Raw genomic sequence first — 17,750 nt, 5'->3', positions numbered from 1 at the left:
AAATAAAAAGTAGATGTTTCTGCCACTTGAAGTGGAAAGAAAGTAAGCAGAGCAAACAAAAAAATAAGCCATATGCTTCTCCATCTCCTCAACGAAAAAGACATACGCCTATTATTACAAAAAATTTGCTCAACTTTACAAAAAAACATCGAAGCAAGTAATAACCCTTACTTCGATGTTCATAAATTTCCCTGTCAATCCAGCGAAAGCGGTTGGATGAAATCCGCTTTCCATGTTTTTTCTGCTTCCTCATAATCAAAATACCATATCTGAGAAAAATACTGTCGCTGCTTCTTACTCCCTGAGATCAGTCGTCCATCTTTCCGGTCAACTAGATAATCATAGCAACTGAAGTCGATCCGGATCGAAAAACTATTTTCACGGATCTGCCGATAATTCCCTAATTCTTGGACGGTTATTTTTTTCGTGTGGTTCCTTACACCGTCTGCTTTGTTTTTTTTGCAGGACTTTCTGATGTTCAGCAAACAGCTTCTCCGTATAACAGCTTCTAGCTTTCTCAGGAGCTTCTTCTTCCCAAGCAGTTTGGATCTTCGTGAATGTCTTTTGGATTTCTAGAAACTGCGCTTTCTTTTCTTTAGCCGTTCCTGACATGTGGGACAATATCTCAGCTTTCAGCCTTTTCTTTTGTCTTTTATTCTTGACGATAGAAAATGCAGAAACACCTCCTAATGACAAAACAGCTAATGCAAGAAAACCCGTTTCCTCATAGCTAGAAGTTCCCGTACTTGGACCATAATATCCACCATAAGAACGACTGCCAAATGAACTACGACCACCAAACGAGCTTCGTCCGCCAAATGAACCGCCACCGGAACTTCGGCCACTTGAGGAACCTCCTCCGTGTCCGCCTGCGACTGCAAATCCTTGGACTGGCAAAGCAAATAAACATAGACCTAATAGCAGAACAACTGCCAAACAATTGATTTTTTTCATCGTCTTCCTCGTTATCTTTTATTACAAAAAACTAGTTTAATCATAGACTTGCTAGTAAGAGGAGTCAATAGGCAGATGTATCAACTGTTTTTTACTGGGCTTTGCTATCTGTTTTGCTCATGGAGCAAGATTGGGGAAATGCGAGCATCTGCTATCCAGAATTTCTCTACTTCCAGCAGGAATAGACTGGCTGATAAAAGATCAGCACTTCCTCCTGGAGAGATTTGTTTTGACTGACAAAAGTCCAGCAGCTTCGTGAAATCTCTATTCGGCAGCATACTGCGACTTGCTGCATGCGCTAGTGTTTGCATCTCGATCAATGTTTCCTGATCACTTCGATGCAATACACAGGTGTCGTCTAAAGAACTCATCAAGACTAACAGGATATGCAGCTGTTTTTGGACTGGACTATCTGTTTTCAGTTTTTTAGTAGCTTCGAGCGCAAGCTTGATGTGAGGATAACCTAACACTGCTTCTTCATATGCGCCATTCACACCGTATTTTTTCTTTACCTTATGACCGTGTGTCGCTTTCTTGGCACGGTATTTCGTATCTGGAAAAGCAGCGAGTTTACTGACATCTTCTAGGACTTCCGTTACAGAAAAAGATTGTTCGTCACTGATCTTTTGAGCAGTGACACTGATCAATAAGCCCATCGCCCAGATCGCACCTTTATGGGTATTCACTCCATTCGTCGCAGTCAACATCGCGTGTTCTGCTTCACGCCCGATTTCAGCGATCGCTTCTCTCAGGTTCTGATCGATAGGATGCAGCCATGCTGCTTGTGCCATTTTTTCGAAAAAAGGAGTCAGCGTCCTGGCAGACTTAAGAAACAAAGCAACATCCATATCCGAATGTGCACCCGTATCTAACGCGTCGACTAACCCGGGCTTCGGACTCAAAGTAACCTCTGCGATCAATGCTTCCTCCACCAAACTAGCTAGCTGTCGGGTCATTGCTTTTTTTCGTTCGTCATTTTCCATGACACTCACTCCTCTTTCGATTATTTTATTTGCTGAAGCCTTTTTTTACTGCAGACCAGATGATATGCAGCAGCCAGCTCAGTGCAAATGCACAGCTTGCAGTGGCGAGATATGCTAGAAGGATCATGATACCTGAAGGCAATTTCAGCAAAGTATCTTTGAATAACAATAGGATCACTTGGAAGACAAATACGTTTGCTAAATACGTACGGTAAGCATAAACAGCTAGCCATTTGAACAATGGCAGTTTAGGCGAATCATTCACGATCATCTTAGAAGCGCCCATGAAGACAGCGAAGATGATCACTAAACTATACAAGCTTTGGATCGTATTCAAATATGGCGCATTGCCAAAATTCAAATCTCCAGGAAATGCAAGCAGTGAACGGACAGAAAGCAGCCCGATGATCAAGCCTACCGGCAGGAAAAGATACCTTACATGTTCCAACACTCGATAGACTTTTTCATGATAGACAAAGGCTGCCACACCGTAAATCCCGTAAATAATAAAACTTGCGACAAACCGGTCGAATAAATACCAGCTGTCATGATGTGGTCCGGAAAGGATCTGTGTGTCATAGAAAAGATACCACACGACATATAACGCCGTTTAGACTATAAGGACAGGCCACGCATTCTTTTTATTCGCGAATACTTTATAACCTAACCAGACGAAAAACGGCATGAACAACTGGATCTGGAGCATCATAACGGTATACCATAAATGAGGTGCGCCATCTCCTGTGACATATTTCAATAAGAAACTGGCAACGTCTGTATAAGGCGTCTGCTGCTGGACCGCAGGGAACAGCCATAGATAAGCAGTCGTCCATAAAAGATACGGTACGACTAATTCAAAAAATTTTTCTTTCAAAAATTCCCAATAAGATAAGTGCTGACTCGTTTTTACCATATTATAAACAATTGCAAAAATAAACATTGGTGCCGTATATTTGACGAACACATAAAACGTGCCTATGAAAGCTGCTGTTGTTTCATTATGGCAATTGGCCAAGGCAAAACTCAAGATCGTCTGCATCATCACAGCAGTAACAGCGGATACTTTTTGGAAATCGCTTACATTGATTTTGATTTTCTTATTTTCAAACATCTCTTTTTCTCTCTTTTAAATTTATTACCAAATCTCTCTGGTTAATTCTGGGCCGGCTGCTGTTTTCAATAAAATCTTTTTATCTGGCAGTCTCAGATATTCTTTCAAAGCGAATCCACCTTTTGAGGTGATCACTTGTGTATCGAATTGTTCAAAAAAATCAGGGTGGGATTGGATTGCCGCATTCGGCAATCCAATCGGAGAATCGGCATAGATCAAAAGATCGAAATCACTGGTTTCTTTTACTGCTTGGATCCCAGTAGTCAATTCAAATCCCAGACTGCCGCCAACGCCCCACTTGTAACCTGACAATAATTCTCTAGCGACATGATATTGCTGATAAACAGGAAATTGAGCGATTTCTGACTGGCGAAAAGATTCTTGATCAATGATTTCCCACGGATGGACCACTTTTTGGACAGCCTGCATCGGGATCTCCAAAGCCAAGCGTTGGTTGCGCGCAAATCCTCGCAATCCTATCCCTAACTGTGAAGGGTCCTTCGGCAATGCTCGGCGAACAGTTCCATACATCTTCTCTGACAGAATGAGCCACTCTGGAAGTGTCTGCTGTTCAATTACTTGTTTATCAAAAATAACGACATCATGTGCTTGAATCATTTTTATGCATCCCACTCTTCATTCATTTTGTTGCGAACTTTGTTTGTTTCTACTCGTCCCATTTTTACGGCTGTTTCGTTCGTATAACGGGCAGTTAACATGGTGTCATCATTTTCCCGTACATCTTTGATTGCTTCATTGATGGCACGGATCACTTCTTCTACGTGTGCTTCAGAAGCTTCTTGATCTGTGATGTCTTTCAGGAATTCATGGATGGCTCCTAATTTTGTGTAATTGTTGATATCGTAAGCGATAGCAGGTACTTTTTCTGCGGCTGCTTCGATTTCAGCGATCGAACGTTTCGTTACTCGAGCGGCACTGGCTTTAGACATCGCTTGGACAGTGATCTCACTACTGTTCAGGGCAATCAAGCGACTAGATTGAAGACCATGTGCCAAAAATGCACCAGAGATAGCATTGCCGACGATCAGTCCGATGACTGGATGTCCAGCTTGGCGTAATTTCGCATAAGCAGCAGCACTGTTTGCCAAAGCAACGTGGATACCGATCAATTCTTCGTTATAGCCATACGCTTGACTTGGTACATCAATGACAACAACGATTGGACGTTTCACTGCTTTGTTCTTGTCTTCTTCGTATACATGATCCAAGATCTGTCCCATACGGAAGCCTTCTACTAATCCGACTTCCCCATTGCGTACGCGATACATTGGATTTTTAGGATCTGGAACGATCGAAGTCACGACTGCTTCTTCTGAGAATTTATTGGATGTGCCATAATAAACGGTACTGATAGAAGAAGTTGGATTTTCCATGCCAGTCAATGCTTGGAACCAGTCATAGCCGACACTTTCAGCTGCTGGTTTGTCACCTTCAGTTATACGAGGCAAATCGATCGCTTTTGCTTGATGGCTGGCGATTGCTTCGTTGTATTCATCAATAGCCATTGGTTTCGACAGATCCAATGATTCCAATAATGATAAATAAAAGGCTGAATTTTCGCTTCGGTGTGTGTCTTTGCGTTCGTTCATCGCAGAAACGACTGCTTCTTTGATCGATTCCACGCTATCTGTGACTAATTCGTCAATGATCTTTGATTCTACGCGTTGATGAGAACCTAATGTATTCCAGATCAAGTCTTTGTCACTAGAATCAAATTCACGGACGCCAGCTTCTTGCTCGATTACTTCTGGACCATTCAAACCGACTCTGGCTTTTTTTGTGGCGATCAAATAACTCATCAATGCGGAAGTGATGGACATCCCGCCGAATGAACCGACACGTCCAGGGATCAAGCCGATCACTGGGACATATTGTTTGAGTGCAATGATCAGGTTTCCTATTTCTGAGATAGAAAGCAGACCGTAATTTGCTTCTTGCAGACGGACACCGCCTGTATCTAAAACGATAATAGGAAATAGTTCGTTTCCTTTTTTGTTTTCTTCTAATGCATGTTCTAAAGCTGAAATGATCTTAGCGCCTGAAACTTCACCGATCCCGCCACCTTGGAATTTTCCTTCCATGGCAATGACAAGGGCATTTTTCCCGTCGATTTTCCCACGGCTGACGACGATTCCGTCATCACTTTCAGGAACGATCCCTTGTGCGATCAAGTTTGGTGCGATCATTTGGTCAAAAGGTCCGATCAATTCGCGCCCATTGTCCAATAAAGCATTGACCCGATCTCTGGCGTTTAATTCTACAAAACTATTTTTCATCTGATAGTTCCTCCATTGCTTGCGTCAATCGCAGATATACGACACCTGGAGTTGCTCCGAAGTCGTTGATCACGATATTTGCTGAAATTGGGTAACGATCAAAAAATCTCGTTAATACGTTGTTCCACACTTCGCCGAACCCATCGCTTCCTGTGTAGATGCTGACAGTTGTTTCTGTATTGTCAGTTGGAAACATCAAAATTTCCAAATCACCGGAACCGACGACTCCTACGTGGATCTTTTTCTTGATTGGTTGTTTTGTCTGGTAGCTGTAAGATAATTGCTCCATGAATCTCTCCCCTTTTTATGGGAGTGGTACATCGGTAAATCCACTCTCATTCTTTTCACTTCGAATAGATATTCTTTGTTTGCTTGTCTTTTCAAAAAATAATTCTGAACAGCTGTTTTTATGACCAAGTTCTGAATTTCATTGGTGGTTCATACAATCCATCTGACCATTCGATCAAATCATCGACTGTTTGAGCAGCCAATAGAGAACGCTTAGCATCACTGCGTTTGATCCCTAGATCTTCAGGCAATTTCACGATACCTGCTTGACGCAATTCGTCTAAAGATTCTTTTGTGCTGGTCATTCCTAGAGGCGTCACTCCTCCGATTGCTGCGATCGCTGCTTGACGTTCTTCTTTGTTTTTTGCTTTGTACAGATAAGCGATCCCTTCTTCGGTGACGATATGTGTTGTGTCTTCGCTGTAGATCATGACAGGTGCATTGGCAAGACCTGCTTGTTCTTGCACGGCTAATGCGTCAAGTTCTTCGACGAATACCGGTTTTTTGTTTGCGCCATAAGTTTCGACCATTTGTACAACTAGTTTTTGACCTTTGCCTAATGGATCGTTCGTGTCGCGAAGGGATTGCCATGCTGGTGTCGAATGACGACGTCCACCAGGGTTGTGTCCCATGTTTGGTGCGCCACCGAAACCAGATAGACGACCTTTTGTAACAGTGGAAGAATTTCCTGTGTAGTCTAATTGTAGCGTCGAACCGATGAACATATCGATCGCATATTGACCGGCTGCTTGAGAAAGTGTCCGGTTGCTACGCATGGTGCCGTCTTTTCCGACAAAGAAGACATCAGGACGAGCGGCGATATATTTTTCCATTCCGACTTCACCGCCAAAGCTGTGGATGCTTTCGACCCAGCCTGATTCGATTGCTGGAATCATCGTTGGATGTGGATTCAATACCCAGTTCTTAGCGATTTTCCCTTTCAATCCTAGTGATTCACCGTATGTTGGCAAAAGCAGTTCGATCGCAGCTGTATTGAACCCGATTCCGTGGTTCAATGATTGTACGCCGTGTTCTGCATAGATCCCTTTGATTGCCATCATCGCCATCAGGATTTGGATCTCTGTGATGTTTTGTGGGTCACGTGTGAACAATGCTTCTAACTGATAAGGTTCATCCGCAGCAACAACGACATCCACCCAGTCTCCCGGAATATCGACACGTGGCAATTCGTCGACGACTTCATTTACTTGGACAATGACGATCCCGTCTTTGAAAGCAGCTGCTTCGACGATCGTTGGTGTTTCTTCTGTATTGAATCCTGTATATAGATTCCCGTCTTTGTCTGCTTTATCTGCAGCGACTAAAACAACGTTTGGGATCAAATCAATGAATAAGCGTCCATAAAGTTCTAGGTATGTGTGGATATCGCCTAATTTCATTGTGCCGTCTTCGATCATTTGAGCAACGCGAAGGCTTTGTGCGCCTGCGTAAGAAAAGTCCATTTTGCTGGCGATTCCTTTTTCGAAAATATTCAAATGTTCCGGTCTTGAGATACTCGACATGATCATGTGCAGATCATTGATTTTTTCTGCATCGACTTTTTCCAGGCTTTCTGAAAGAAAACTTGCTTGTTTTTGGTTGTCGCCTTCTAAAACGACCTTATCTCCAGGAGCGATCAATGCTTCCAGAACTTCAACGATTTTGTCAGTATCTACGTATTTACCGTTCATCAAATGACTGATTTTTTCTAATCGCTGCGCTTTTTTTTCGCGTTTAGAAGCCCAATTGCGTGTTGGTTTTTCCATGAAATTCATCTCCATTTTTGATATAAAAACGCGGCATCATCAATGCCATGCTGGTCTAGATTGATTGTACGAATATCTTTTTCTACCCCAAATTTTGCATGAATCAGCTTTGTTAAAGTATTGCCAGGGGGAAATTCAATCGTCAGGTCCATTCCCAGTTCTTTTGCCAAGTCCATCATCTGATTCCATTGAACAGGATGGGCAATGTTTTCCAGCAGGTCTTTTCGGATCTCTTCTGCCTCTTTCGTTGCCCGAGCGTCTGTATTCTTCAAGTACAGGTATTTTGCATCTGATATCTGAGCTGACTGGATATACGGAGTGAATCTGTCAACTGTGTCCTCCATCAAGATGCAGTGAGAAGGTACTGGAACTTTCAGCAGTTTAGCAGTTTGCGCTTGTCGTTTTTTAGCTTCTGCTAATGTTTTTTCCAGTCCTGAGATACTGCCGGACAAGGTATGCTGCATCGGGCAGTTTTCATTCGAGAGATAGACTGGATAAGCTGGATCGAATGTTTCTTTTAAAAGCTGTTCTGCTTCGCTTCGGGTCAATCCAACGACCACCCCCATCGCATACCCGCTTGGATAGGATTCTTTCATCAAAACAGCACGGTGATAAACCAATTCTGCAGCCGTTTCAAATGTCAATGCTCCACAAGCCACTGCTGCGCTGAAAGCTCCGATCGAATGTCCTGCGACGATTTCAGGAAAAATATGATTTTTTTCCATTTCGTCCAGATAAAAAACGGCTTTCGTCAATAATGCCAACTGGATAAATACAGTATCTTGTAGCATTTGTTCATTATCGATCAAGCGATAGCCCGTAACGTTTTCTACACGGTCCAGATATTCAATCGGTACATCCGATAACATCCCCAATTTTTGGCTTCCCTGACCAGGAAATAAAAATCCTGTACTCATGGATGGTCCCTCCTTTGGCACTTACTTTTTCCACTGTTATATTAGTAAAGTTCTGCTATAATAAAAAATACCGAAAAAAGAAAAAACCATAACAAAAAGGTATGAATCGGGTGTGAAGCAGTGAAACTACTCCATTTGCAGTATTTTAAAAAGGTATTCGAAACGCAAAATATCACGCAGTCTGCGAAAGAATTATTTATTTCTCAGCCTGCATTGAGTCGTGCAATCAAGCATTTGGAAAATGAATTAGGCGTTCCTCTTTTCTATCATAAAGGACGTAATATCGAGCCGACGATCTACGCGGAAGAATTCTATCCTTATGCAGTAAAAACATTGGAAACACTAGAAGAAGGAATCAAGACAGTTTCTTCAGTCAATGAAAAAATCGTGACCTCTGTCATTTTGTATCTAGAGGTTGCTTCTGTCTCGATCCCTAATCTCGTACGTATTTTTTTAGAAAAACATCCTGATATCCAATTGTCCATCATGCAGCATCATCTACCTGAAGAGGTGACCGATCCGGTGTTGTACATCACGTCGGAAACAAAACCAGGATTGACAAATGTCCCTATCATCGAAGAACCGGTCTTTGTCGCAGTGCCAAAGAATCATCCGCTAGCAAAAAAAGAAAAGCTGGAGCTAGAAGACATCCAGCGAACACCGCTTCTGATGCTGTCTAAAAACAATGCCTTTCGACACACATTGGATGTCGCTCTCGAAGCCAAAAACATCGAACTTTCGATCAGCTCGACTACAGACGATCCCGCGACATTGCGATCGATCATCAAACAGGGGCTAGCGATCAGCTTTTTCCCGAAGATCTCATGGTCCTATGATGAGAAAGATGCCTTCGTTTTAAAAGAGATCGCTGATCTTCCGTTGACCCGGACGATTTATTTATCTTCGACTTTTACTAAAGATCATCCACTGGTCAAGATGATCGCCAAGACTATGAAAGAATTTTATTTGGGATAAAAAAACACCGTTGTTTCAAGTCTCCACTCAAAACAACGGTGTTTTTTTTCTTATTTCTGAGTCAATTCAAAACTGGCATCGATCAGCTGCATCAGTTCATCCGGATTTTTTATCTTGCGTATATCAACGGTGATCCAGTGCTCCTTGTTCATATGATAAGCTTGAAAATAGCCCTCTTTCCCTCGTAACAGTCCGCCTAGCTCAGGTTCGACCTTCAAATCGATGATGTCTATCGCGCCAGTACCTGAACCGTATAATTTTTCCTCTGGGATATTCATCAATAACCCAAACCATTTTTTGTTTTTTCGATGTCTGAATACGCAGTAATCCGGAAATTTCTTAAAGACATGCTCCGGATTCAATTGATAGGTCTCCTCTATATAGTCAATGATCTCTTGTTTCGTTGCCACACTGTCCCACTTCTTTCGCCCCATAGATACATAATTTTCTTTACTTAAAAATACCATATAAATGCAAGAAAAATCAAAAGCAAGCATATAGCAAGATTGTGTTATTCCCTCGCGCTGTTCTCTTTCACTGCTTTCCGATAAAAAAGGAGGAGGGCACTGAACCATAAGAAAGAATATAGCGGGACAAATCTGGTGGCTGGTTCAACCAACAAACTGATCCCTACTGCACAAAAAAATGCGATCACTAGCTTATCCCTGTAAACAATGCGTTGAGAGTTTGCCGTTTTTCTTTCTTTGACCATCTGGATATGTGCATAAAGAATCGAAGACCAAACAAATAAAAAACAAGAAGTCGTCATCCCTGCTAACAATTGGAACAAGATTCTGCTATCTGCTACAAAAAAATGTAGGCATAGACCGACAAAAAACAGTCCTGCAGTAAACAAGATCCCATGCACAGGTACCCCTCGTGAAGAAATAGCTGAGAACCAGTTGGGCAATCTTTTTTCTTTTGCTGTATCGTATAAAATACGGCTTGTACTGTAAATCGCACTGTTGGCAGAAGAAAGCGAGGCGACGAGGACGATATTATTGATGATCGCAGCTCCACTTTGACAATGGATCATCTGAAGCATCGTGACTAATGGGCTTTCCTTTAAATCCAGTTGCTGCCACGGGACAACGAGCAAGATCGCTAAAATCGTCCCTATGTAGAAAAACAGGATACGCCAAGGAAGACAATCGATTGCTTTTTTCATGTTGTTTCGGGGATCACTCGTTTCACCAACAGTCAGTCCAATCATTTCTACACCGGCAAAACTGAATAAGACCATCGGCAAAGAAGCCAAGAGACCTTTCACGCCGAATGGAAACAAAGAAGCGACTCTTCCAAAATTTTCCCTGACGCCGATCGTTTGTGTATGGAAGGACCAGATACAAAGTCCTGTTCCCAGCAAAATGAAAAGAAGGATACCGATGATCTTGATGATCGAAAAGACAGACTCCAATTCTCCAAACCATTTCACTGCTATCATATTGATCATTCCCAGTAAACACAACGTTACCACACCACTCATCAAGGCAGGGATGTCAGGAAACCAAAAATGGATGTATAGACCGATCGCTGTCAATTCTGACAAACCGCCACCTACCCAGCAAAGCCAATAAGTCCAATTGACCAAAAATGCCCATTTTCCTCCTAAATAATAGTCAATAAAATCACCGATCGACTGGAAGGTGCCGCCGATCAAAAATAGGTCCCCCATCGCCCGCATCATCGCGTAGACCGCCAGACCGCATATCAAATAAGTGAGCAGAACTGAAGGTCCGGCTAATTTTATGGCCTTTGCTGACCCTAAAAACAATCCTGTCCCAATTGCGCCGCCTAAAGCAATCAGCTGGATATTCCGATTCGTCAGCGACTGTTTCATCCTTGTTTTTTCCATTCTGCTCACCTTTTTTCTATTCTTCTTTCATTCGTTTCACTACTTCTTGTTCCCATGACGGTTTTTTGAACTTTTCTATCAATAACGGTGCACAGAACAACACGATACTAATGATGGTCACAGCGATCAAGTTGATTAAGGTCCCGGCTTTCATCGTCAGCCCGACTGAAAAACAGATCGAGGAAAATAACAGAATGACCACAAACCAAAGTGCCCAATCGCTTTTACTGTCTTTCTTCCCGATCTTGAACGGACGTGGAATCTCAGGATGCGATTGGCGCAGTTTCAAAATAGCGATCCCCATGATCACGTAGACGATACAATAAATGACGGTCGTTGAGTTCACGAGCATTAAAAATGCCTGATTGACTCCAGGGATCAGCAGATAAAAGAGTGAAAAGATCGAAATAATGACGGATTGAGTCAAAATGACTGCTTTTGACACATCATATTGGTTGGTCTTCCAAAATTTGAATTTTGGCGGATAGGCTCCTTTTCGCGCACTTTCAGTTACAGTTTTTGCTGGTCCAGATGCCCAAGCTGACAATTGGACTGCTACACCGACGAAAACAAGAAGGCTGAACAGATTGACCACCAAATGAGGCAACCCTAATATCTGACAGTAGATCGAGATCGATTGCGCAATATTGTTCAGTTCCATCTGGCCTTTTGGTACGACATTTGCTACGACCAATGCATTCAGTATATTCACGAAAAATAAAAAGACGAGTGCTGCAAAGATGCCTTTGATATAAGTTTTGACTGGATTCTTCAATCGAGTGATATATACGGACGACATCTCAATCCCGGTAAAAATAAACATGATCGGTGCAAAATAAACGAAGGATTTTGCCGTAGAAGCATCTGGAATCAGCTTTTCTAAAGAAAATTTCCCTAATGATCCTGTAGGTACGATCCCAACTTTGACCCATGCAGCAATCCCTAACAAAAGCATCATCGCTAAAGGAATATAAAGTCCTAGCCAGACCCCGATCTTACCGCCGATTTTAGCCATGTCAAATTTCAGATTCAAGAATGTGATGATCCAGTAAACAACTAAAATAACGACAAGTGTGAATTTGCTATTCAATCCCAAGGGTACGTTATCGATGATATTCCCAAATAAAGGAGCTAATGCTGAAGCAACCATGACCATTCCAGGAAACATCTGCACCCATAATAGCCATGAAACGACGAATCCCCATTTTTTTCCTAACGAATTGGAGACCCACAGCTCTGGACCGCCGTTTTTCGGGAACATCCCGGCAAATTCTCCGGAGATCAAAGAGATAGGAAAAGCGTACAATAATACTGCTACAAGCATATAAAACAGCATCGTCCAGCCAGTAGCCGCCACATCCGGTATATTTCTAACACTTGCTACAAGTGCACAAGTCATCCCGATAAATGTCAACGTCGTGATTTGTTTGGATGAATCAGAAGTTCCCATTATTTTTCCTTCTTTCGGTAGAATAGAGTGAGTAAAACCGGCACCTTTTCTAGTCTAGATCCAAGTAGTTCGTTTCATTTTCTTAGACAGACCTCGTCCCGGTTTTTCTCTTCTCTAAAAATATATACGTGCAAATCAAAAATTTTTTTATCTCAGAGAATGAAAAGCTGGGGGAAACACACAGTCATTGTTTCAACTGTCTGTCAGCTTCTCTCTCCGATATCGTTTTTTCTTTATCTGACACAGATCGTTCTTATTCGATGACCTCATTCAGTTTCTTTTCCATCGCTTCTGTGATCGCTTTGCTGTAAAAGTCAAAAATCGTATCATCATTCAGATAAGGGGTCATGATGGCTGCTCGAAGCAGCGTGACTTTTTTCTCCTTTTGCCACTCTTCTTTTGACAATCCCATGTTTTCAATGAATTTGATCGGTGAATCGCCATAATCTGCTTGAGTAAATGTCGTATGAGAAGTAATGAAACGTTCGTCATAGACATCGCCGTCCATGTAAGAAGCATGATCGAACATTTTTTCGTTCAATTCATTGATTGCTTTCAAATCTGTACAATCTTGTACTTTAAATACCCAGTCGACCATATTGAAATCTGGATGGTTCAGCGGATAGACTTCGATCGTTTTTCCTTTTACAGTAAAGCGCAATTGACCTAAAAATTCTCTGAAACGTTGCGCTGCTTCGATCGAGGCGCCAATCAGCTGACCATACCCAGTCACATTCAAAGGCAGTACTCGATGTGCTGTCCAGACTGCTGCCGCCGTCGCTCCTGCTTTTGAGCCTTCCAAAATATAGGCACCTAGCATATCTGGTGCTTTGACTGATTTTTCGAATACATAAGGCGCAAAATAAGAGATGATATTTCGCATATCCTTGTGTTTTAGGACGATTCCTCCTGCTGCGTAAGGGACATACCCCATTTTGTGCGGGTCAACAGTCACGGATTCTGCTTCTGAGATTGCTTTGAACCCGTCATATACGCTTTTATCGATGGTTACGCAATGATGGAAAACATTATGTTCTTCAAAGAATTCAGCTAATGATTCATAAGGGACGAATTCACCAGCTTCATTTAAGAACAAGGAACGACCGTAACCGCCGTACGCAGCGTCGACATGCAGATAGAAGTAGATCCCTTCTTCTTTGAGTTCTTCCCGCAAAGCGATGATTTTATTCACACTATCTACTTGACCTTCTTCTGTCGTTCCTACTACAGCCACGACACCTAGAATCGGGATTTTTTGCTCTGCTAGTTCGCGGATCGTCTGTTCCAAAGCTTTTGTGTCCATCCGATAATCGTCTTGTACAGGAATAGCGATCATTTGATCCAGTCCGACTCCGCAGATGTCCAAGGCTTTCATCCAAGAATAATGTTTAGTCTGGGGAACTAGCCATTTCCCTAATTTTTGGATATGTTTTCCACTTCTAGAAGAAGCTGCTTTCACGCGATCCAGTTCTTCATCACTGAATTGTTCAACCATTTCTAAAATCTCTTCCACAGAAAGATTCAATAATTCCCATTCTGTTCTTCCCTGTACTTTTTCTGGCAAGACTTCTTGGACAGCTAAAGGAATCGATTTGATACAGCGGGCATACCATAACCCTTCCAAATTTGCGATAGATCCGTCTGCTGCGATGTGTCCCCAACCGTCTGGCATGCTGAATAATGCGGCTAGATCATTTCCTACCTCCGCTTCCATCTGAGAAGTCGCCATGGATGATTCTAGCGCGACATTGTTAGGGTTCCAAAGCATCGCATAATTGTAGGCTAATAAAGAGGGCATCAGCGTTTCTGCATTCATTTGTCCCCAATATCTCCCTGCTGAATGCCATGGGATCGAACCTGAGCGAAGTCGCCGGCTCACTTCATCTAAGACTTTCATCATATGTTCACGAGTGGCTAAGTAACTTGGTGCTGTTTTATCTGCCTCACTGATAGCCGGCATGTCAGAAGGAAGATAATTTTCTCGCCACCCCAGATGTTCATCGACCATCTTATTCAACAGCATTTTATACACTGCTCCATTTTCAGCTTTGTCGCCAATAAAGACGGCTTTGATATCCATATCTCTCATGTTCGTTTCCTCCTATTTTTTTTGTTGGCCAACATTTCGTAAATGCAGATATTCTGTTTTATCTGTATCACATCTCTGACTATACGGCGAAAAATGAGAAAAATTTTTTTATAACATCAAAATAGTTACGCTTTTTTCGAAAAAAAAGAAATAAAATCGGATTTTTCTGAAAATTCCGCTTTTAAAGCCGAACGATCGAAAAAGCCGAAAAAATAGAGCGTACGTATAATCATAAGAAACATCTGTTTTTTATTAAAAAGACCATCTCCATAAGCGAATGAATTCTAACTTTTCTGTCTCTTCGTCCGCTTCCTTTTTGTCTCCTTCGCTTTTTGATCATTTTTCACAAACTTTCTATATAGCTATTTTTTTCATTTTTCATTTTTTATAACAAAAAAAACAATTAATAACAGTCAGTTTATAATCATTTCAGAAATTAATTGATGCTTTCATTTTTAAATCATGGCATAATTGTTTCTATCTTGTGCAAAAACATACAATGTGGAGGATTTTTAATGATTGAAGAATACATTGAGAAAAGTATCTTGCGTCAGTTATTTTTATGCGGGCAATTTTACGTAAATAAAGAAATAAATCTAGACACTTGCTCAACATTATTACAAGTCTGCAAAACCACTTTGCTAAATGACATCAAGAATCTGACAAAAGAGCTGGAAGAATCTATCGTCTACAGACAGAGGGAAAAAGAACGTTATTCCTTGTATTTTTCAGAAAACGTGTCGCGCTTCCAGCTGATGCAAAGGATCGCTCGTCATTCTTTGTTCCTAAAAACTTGTCTGCTTTATTTGGAGAACGAACCTGACTACATCCAATTAACCGAAATCGAATTTGTTTCTGTCAGTAAAGCATATTCATTAAAAAAACAAGTGTTGAGTTATTTTCAAGAGTGCGGGATCACCATCGAGCATTGTTCTCCCCGCTTCTCAGAAATGGAGCGCCGCTTGTTGCTGCTCAACGTGTATTATCGACTAGGTTTTTCCAATGGAGAAAAGGTTCCATCTGACTACATGGACCATGCGAATCGCTTTATCAATGCTGTGACGGAAAAATGCGGGAGGATTTATAATAAGGAAAATCGGGAAATTTTGCGTATAGGTTTCTTGATCAGTTATTTGAACCAGCATAAACATCCTCTGATCATCGATCTTCCTTTTGTCGAAGCTCTCAAGAAACGTCCTGTCTATCGATTTGTCGCTGACGCTTGGCAAAACGATGCCTTCAAGGAATATTATTATGATGATGAATTCTATTTTATTCTTTCATTATTTAATTTATGTGATTACGGATTTGATTCTTATGAAGCAATTGAAAAAGACTTTCGTCAGCTCCATCAGGTCTTTATTGAGGAAAGTGATGAGATCCAAGCGTTGATTTCTTTATTTGAAGAGCATTTCGACCGTGCCTTTTTTGGAAACAGGCCATTTGAACGTGCACTGATCCATCTCATGCGTTCCACGTGGGACAACTATCAGTTATTTATGCCGGAAAAATTTTATCTTCTGACGCCTGATCAGCTCCAGTTATTGAAAGTGGTACAATCACTGATACACACTTGGTCGAAACGACTCCCTTATGATTTACGGATAAACAGCAATTGTCTTCGTGCGTTTGTCGTCGAATTAAGCGGGATTCTTCGATTGGATAAAACACAGCTACAGGCTTTCATCGTAACGAATTCAGATGTCAACTATCTGATCTATCGTGATGCACTAGAGTCCGTCTCCACTTGTACGATCCAAGTCACGCCCACCATCTATAACAAGCTTTCTGAGGAACTGATCATCTTGGCTGATCAGTCGGATCATCGTGTTTTTTGCGAACGAACACTTTATACGAAAGCTGCAACTTGCTGTCCGAACATCGTCCCGATAACAGTCGATACCATCGAGCAATCGATTTTACTTGCTGTTCAGCAATAAAAAAACGTGCTGCTTCCCAATCTGGAAAGTAGTACGTTTTCTCATTCTTTGACATCGGCAGGTCCGATTTCTTTATTTAAAAAATACGAAATAATCGTTCGGATAACTACTAGTGCAGCCAATTGGAATACATCCTCTAGCGTAGGCTTGATGATCGATTCGATGATTCCTGCAGATATCAGGACTTCTAAGCTTAGCAGGATATAACCGCCGAGCATCTTTTTTATAGCATTGTTTTTAGTGATCCGGGTCGTTTTATCTGGAGCTTCTGTCATAGAGAACTTCAAGAAATCTTTGATCGATAAGAAAACACCCCATAATAATATAGCGATCGCAAAAATATCTAAAATCAGCACGAGCCACTCAAGATACGGATAGAGCTGTGCCATCACATCTGTTTTCATTTGGTCTCGCCTCTTTCATTCTTTGCTTTATCTGTGATCTCAAGATTCAAAAAGTACGAAATAATCGTTCGTATGATGATGATCAATGCAAGTTTCAAGATATCTGTCCAGGTTGGCTTGATCACTGATTCGATGATATCTGCTACAACTAGTACCTCTAAGCTCAATAAGATGTAGCTGGCTAGCAATTTCCGTACATCTGCATTCCGTTTGTTCCTTGTCGCATAATCCTTTTTCAGCGGATGCTGACTCAATAGATTTTTAAGAACCAAAACGAGCCCGACCAGCAAAATAATGATCGAACAGATATTTAAAATAGCAATAATCCAATCTAAATAACCGATCAATTGTGTGTCAAACATTGCGTCTCCACCTGTCTTTTTCCATTTAAAGGCCGATACTTTTCATAAGCTATCATTCTTTTGACTATACAGCTACGTATCTGTTACCTATTGTAAAAGAAAACAGATATTTCCGTCCACTCATATGAAAAACAGCCGTGACACTCATCCACTTTGGATAGGTGCAAAGGCTGTCTTTACTAATAGCAGCATTCAAATCAAGATAGCTCTAAAACTAGGCAGAGTCCAAACCCCAACGCTTTACAGTTTTGGAAGCATTCAAATCAACATAGCTCTAAAACAAGGAGCAACGTACGGCGGTGACAACAAGCGTTTTGGAAGCATTCAAATCAACATAGCTCTAAAACTATTTCTTTATC

The 17,750-nt window shown here is 41.5% G+C and carries 14 protein-coding genes, 2 pseudogenes and 1 CRISPR repeat array (1 of these 17 only partly in view); of the genes and pseudogenes, 2 read left to right on the top strand and 14 right to left on the bottom strand.

The genetic code is table 11. The features are described 5' to 3' along the window. Window positions 1-194: 194 nt before the first annotated feature. The 8 genes and pseudogenes from G7Y42_RS08175 to G7Y42_RS08140 all read right to left on the bottom strand — a co-directional run bounded on the left by G7Y42_RS08175 (window position 195) and on the right by G7Y42_RS08140 (window position 8,316). A pseudogene (locus G7Y42_RS08175) lies at window positions 195-954 on the bottom strand (TIM44-like domain-containing protein). Between the two features lie 104 nt (window positions 955-1,058). Further along, window positions 1,059-1,937 carry a triphosphoribosyl-dephospho-CoA synthase MdcB gene (gene mdcB, locus G7Y42_RS08170; protein ID WP_165005668.1) on the bottom strand — a complete coding sequence of 293 codons (879 nt, stop codon included), beginning with the start codon at window positions 1,935-1,937 and terminating at the stop codon, window positions 1,059-1,061. 25 nt (window positions 1,938-1,962) lie between these two features. After that, window positions 1,963-3,048 (bottom strand): annotated as a pseudogene (locus G7Y42_RS08165) (acyltransferase). A 24-nt stretch (window positions 3,049-3,072) separates the two neighbouring features. After that, window positions 3,073-3,666 (bottom strand): malonate decarboxylase holo-ACP synthase, encoded by a 594-nt coding sequence (locus G7Y42_RS08160; protein WP_165005667.1) that lies wholly within the window; start codon window positions 3,664-3,666, stop codon window positions 3,073-3,075. 2 nt (window positions 3,667-3,668) lie between these two features. Further along, the gene (gene mdcD / locus G7Y42_RS08155) at window positions 3,669-5,345 is read right to left on the bottom strand and encodes a biotin-independent malonate decarboxylase subunit beta (RefSeq protein ID WP_165005666.1); all 1,677 of its coding nucleotides are present in this window, start codon (window positions 5,343-5,345) and stop codon (window positions 3,669-3,671) included. Next, entirely contained in the window at window positions 5,335-5,634 is a 300-nt protein-coding gene (locus tag G7Y42_RS08150; RefSeq protein ID WP_165005665.1) for a malonate decarboxylase subunit delta, read from the bottom strand. The genes mdcD and G7Y42_RS08150 overlap by 11 nt, the downstream gene beginning before the upstream one ends. A gap of 118 nt (window positions 5,635-5,752) precedes the next feature. Then, window positions 5,753-7,399, bottom strand: coding sequence for a malonate decarboxylase subunit alpha (gene mdcA / locus G7Y42_RS08145; protein ID WP_165005664.1), 1,647 nt, complete (start codon window positions 7,397-7,399; stop codon window positions 5,753-5,755). A 5-nt stretch (window positions 7,400-7,404) separates the two neighbouring features. Beyond that, window positions 7,405-8,316 carry an acyltransferase domain-containing protein gene (locus tag G7Y42_RS08140; protein WP_165005663.1) on the bottom strand — a complete coding sequence of 304 codons (912 nt, stop codon included), beginning with the start codon at window positions 8,314-8,316 and terminating at the stop codon, window positions 7,405-7,407. 120 nt (window positions 8,317-8,436) lie between these two features. On the opposite strand from G7Y42_RS08140, the gene G7Y42_RS08135 reads away from it, so the two are divergent. Then, window positions 8,437-9,291 carry a LysR family transcriptional regulator gene (locus tag G7Y42_RS08135; RefSeq protein WP_165005662.1) on the top strand — a complete coding sequence of 285 codons (855 nt, stop codon included), beginning with the start codon at window positions 8,437-8,439 and terminating at the stop codon, window positions 9,289-9,291. A 50-nt stretch (window positions 9,292-9,341) separates the two neighbouring features. Here the strand turns inward: G7Y42_RS08135 and G7Y42_RS08130 are convergent, their stop codons facing one another. The 4 genes from G7Y42_RS08130 to tdc all read right to left on the bottom strand — a co-directional run bounded on the left by G7Y42_RS08130 (window position 9,342) and on the right by tdc (window position 14,685). Next, window positions 9,342-9,701, bottom strand: coding sequence for an MmcQ/YjbR family DNA-binding protein (locus G7Y42_RS08130; RefSeq protein WP_165005661.1), 360 nt, complete (start codon window positions 9,699-9,701; stop codon window positions 9,342-9,344). Window positions 9,702-9,802: 101 nt separating this feature from the next. After that, window positions 9,803-11,146, bottom strand: coding sequence for an amino acid permease (locus G7Y42_RS08125; protein ID WP_165005660.1), 1,344 nt, complete (start codon window positions 11,144-11,146; stop codon window positions 9,803-9,805). 16 nt (window positions 11,147-11,162) lie between these two features. Further along, the gene (locus G7Y42_RS08120) at window positions 11,163-12,596 is read right to left on the bottom strand and encodes an amino acid permease (RefSeq protein ID WP_165005659.1); all 1,434 of its coding nucleotides are present in this window, start codon (window positions 12,594-12,596) and stop codon (window positions 11,163-11,165) included. Window positions 12,597-12,849: 253 nt separating this feature from the next. Further along, window positions 12,850-14,685, bottom strand: coding sequence for a tyrosine decarboxylase (gene tdc, locus G7Y42_RS08115; RefSeq protein WP_165005658.1), 1,836 nt, complete (start codon window positions 14,683-14,685; stop codon window positions 12,850-12,852). Window positions 14,686-15,200: 515 nt separating this feature from the next. On the opposite strand from tdc, the gene G7Y42_RS08110 reads away from it, so the two are divergent. After that, entirely contained in the window at window positions 15,201-16,625 is a 1,425-nt protein-coding gene (locus G7Y42_RS08110) for a DNA-binding protein (RefSeq protein ID WP_165005657.1), read from the top strand. A gap of 41 nt (window positions 16,626-16,666) precedes the next feature. Here G7Y42_RS08110 and G7Y42_RS08105 read toward each other — a convergent pair whose 3' ends face one another. Continuing rightward, window positions 16,667-17,029, bottom strand: coding sequence for a DUF1622 domain-containing protein (locus G7Y42_RS08105; protein WP_165005656.1), 363 nt, complete (start codon window positions 17,027-17,029; stop codon window positions 16,667-16,669). Beyond that, on the bottom strand, window positions 17,026-17,391 hold the full coding sequence (locus G7Y42_RS08100) for a DUF1622 domain-containing protein (RefSeq protein ID WP_165005655.1): 366 nt from the start codon (window positions 17,389-17,391) through the stop codon (window positions 17,026-17,028). The genes G7Y42_RS08105 and G7Y42_RS08100 overlap by 4 nt, the downstream gene beginning before the upstream one ends. 179 nt (window positions 17,392-17,570) lie before the next feature. Beyond that, window positions 17,571-17,750: direct repeats of the CRISPR family, unit length 36 nt; unit sequence GTTTTGGAAGCATTCAAATCAACATAGCTCTAAAAC; it runs 120 nt beyond the window's last position.

It is taken from the genome of Enterococcus sp. ZJ1622, from assembly GCF_011038845.1.
Classification (GTDB): domain Bacteria; phylum Bacillota; class Bacilli; order Lactobacillales; family Enterococcaceae; genus Enterococcus_B.
The sequence above is the reverse complement of the archived record's forward strand: the minus strand, read 5'-3'. Positions and strand labels throughout refer to the sequence as shown.

What these genes read in the sequence shown, in the direction of transcription:
- mdcB (WP_165005668.1), bottom strand. Translation starts at nt 1,937, where the DNA reads ATGGAAAATGACGAACGAAAAAAAGCAATGACCCGACAGCTAGCTAGT.
- G7Y42_RS08160 (WP_165005667.1), bottom strand. Translation starts at nt 3,666, where the DNA reads ATGATTCAAGCACATGATGTCGTTATTTTTGATAAACAAGTAATTGAA.
- mdcD (WP_165005666.1), bottom strand. Translation starts at nt 5,345, where the DNA reads ATGAAAAATAGTTTTGTAGAATTAAACGCCAGAGATCGGGTCAATGCT.
- G7Y42_RS08150 (WP_165005665.1), bottom strand. Translation starts at nt 5,634, where the DNA reads ATGGAGCAATTATCTTACAGCTACCAGACAAAACAACCAATCAAGAAA.
- mdcA (WP_165005664.1), bottom strand. Translation starts at nt 7,399, where the DNA reads ATGGAAAAACCAACACGCAATTGGGCTTCTAAACGCGAAAAAAAAGCG.
- G7Y42_RS08140 (WP_165005663.1), bottom strand. Translation starts at nt 8,316, where the DNA reads ATGAGTACAGGATTTTTATTTCCTGGTCAGGGAAGCCAAAAATTGGGG.
- G7Y42_RS08125 (WP_165005660.1), bottom strand. Translation starts at nt 11,146, where the DNA reads ATGGAAAAAACAAGGATGAAACAGTCGCTGACGAATCGGAATATCCAG.
- G7Y42_RS08120 (WP_165005659.1), bottom strand. Translation starts at nt 12,596, where the DNA reads ATGGGAACTTCTGATTCATCCAAACAAATCACGACGTTGACATTTATC.
- tdc (WP_165005658.1), bottom strand. Translation starts at nt 14,685, where the DNA reads ATGAGAGATATGGATATCAAAGCCGTCTTTATTGGCGACAAAGCTGAA.
- G7Y42_RS08110 (WP_165005657.1), top strand. Translation starts at nt 15,201, where the DNA reads ATGATTGAAGAATACATTGAGAAAAGTATCTTGCGTCAGTTATTTTTA.
- G7Y42_RS08105 (WP_165005656.1), bottom strand. Translation starts at nt 17,029, where the DNA reads ATGAAAACAGATGTGATGGCACAGCTCTATCCGTATCTTGAGTGGCTC.
- G7Y42_RS08100 (WP_165005655.1), bottom strand. Translation starts at nt 17,391, where the DNA reads ATGTTTGACACACAATTGATCGGTTATTTAGATTGGATTATTGCTATT.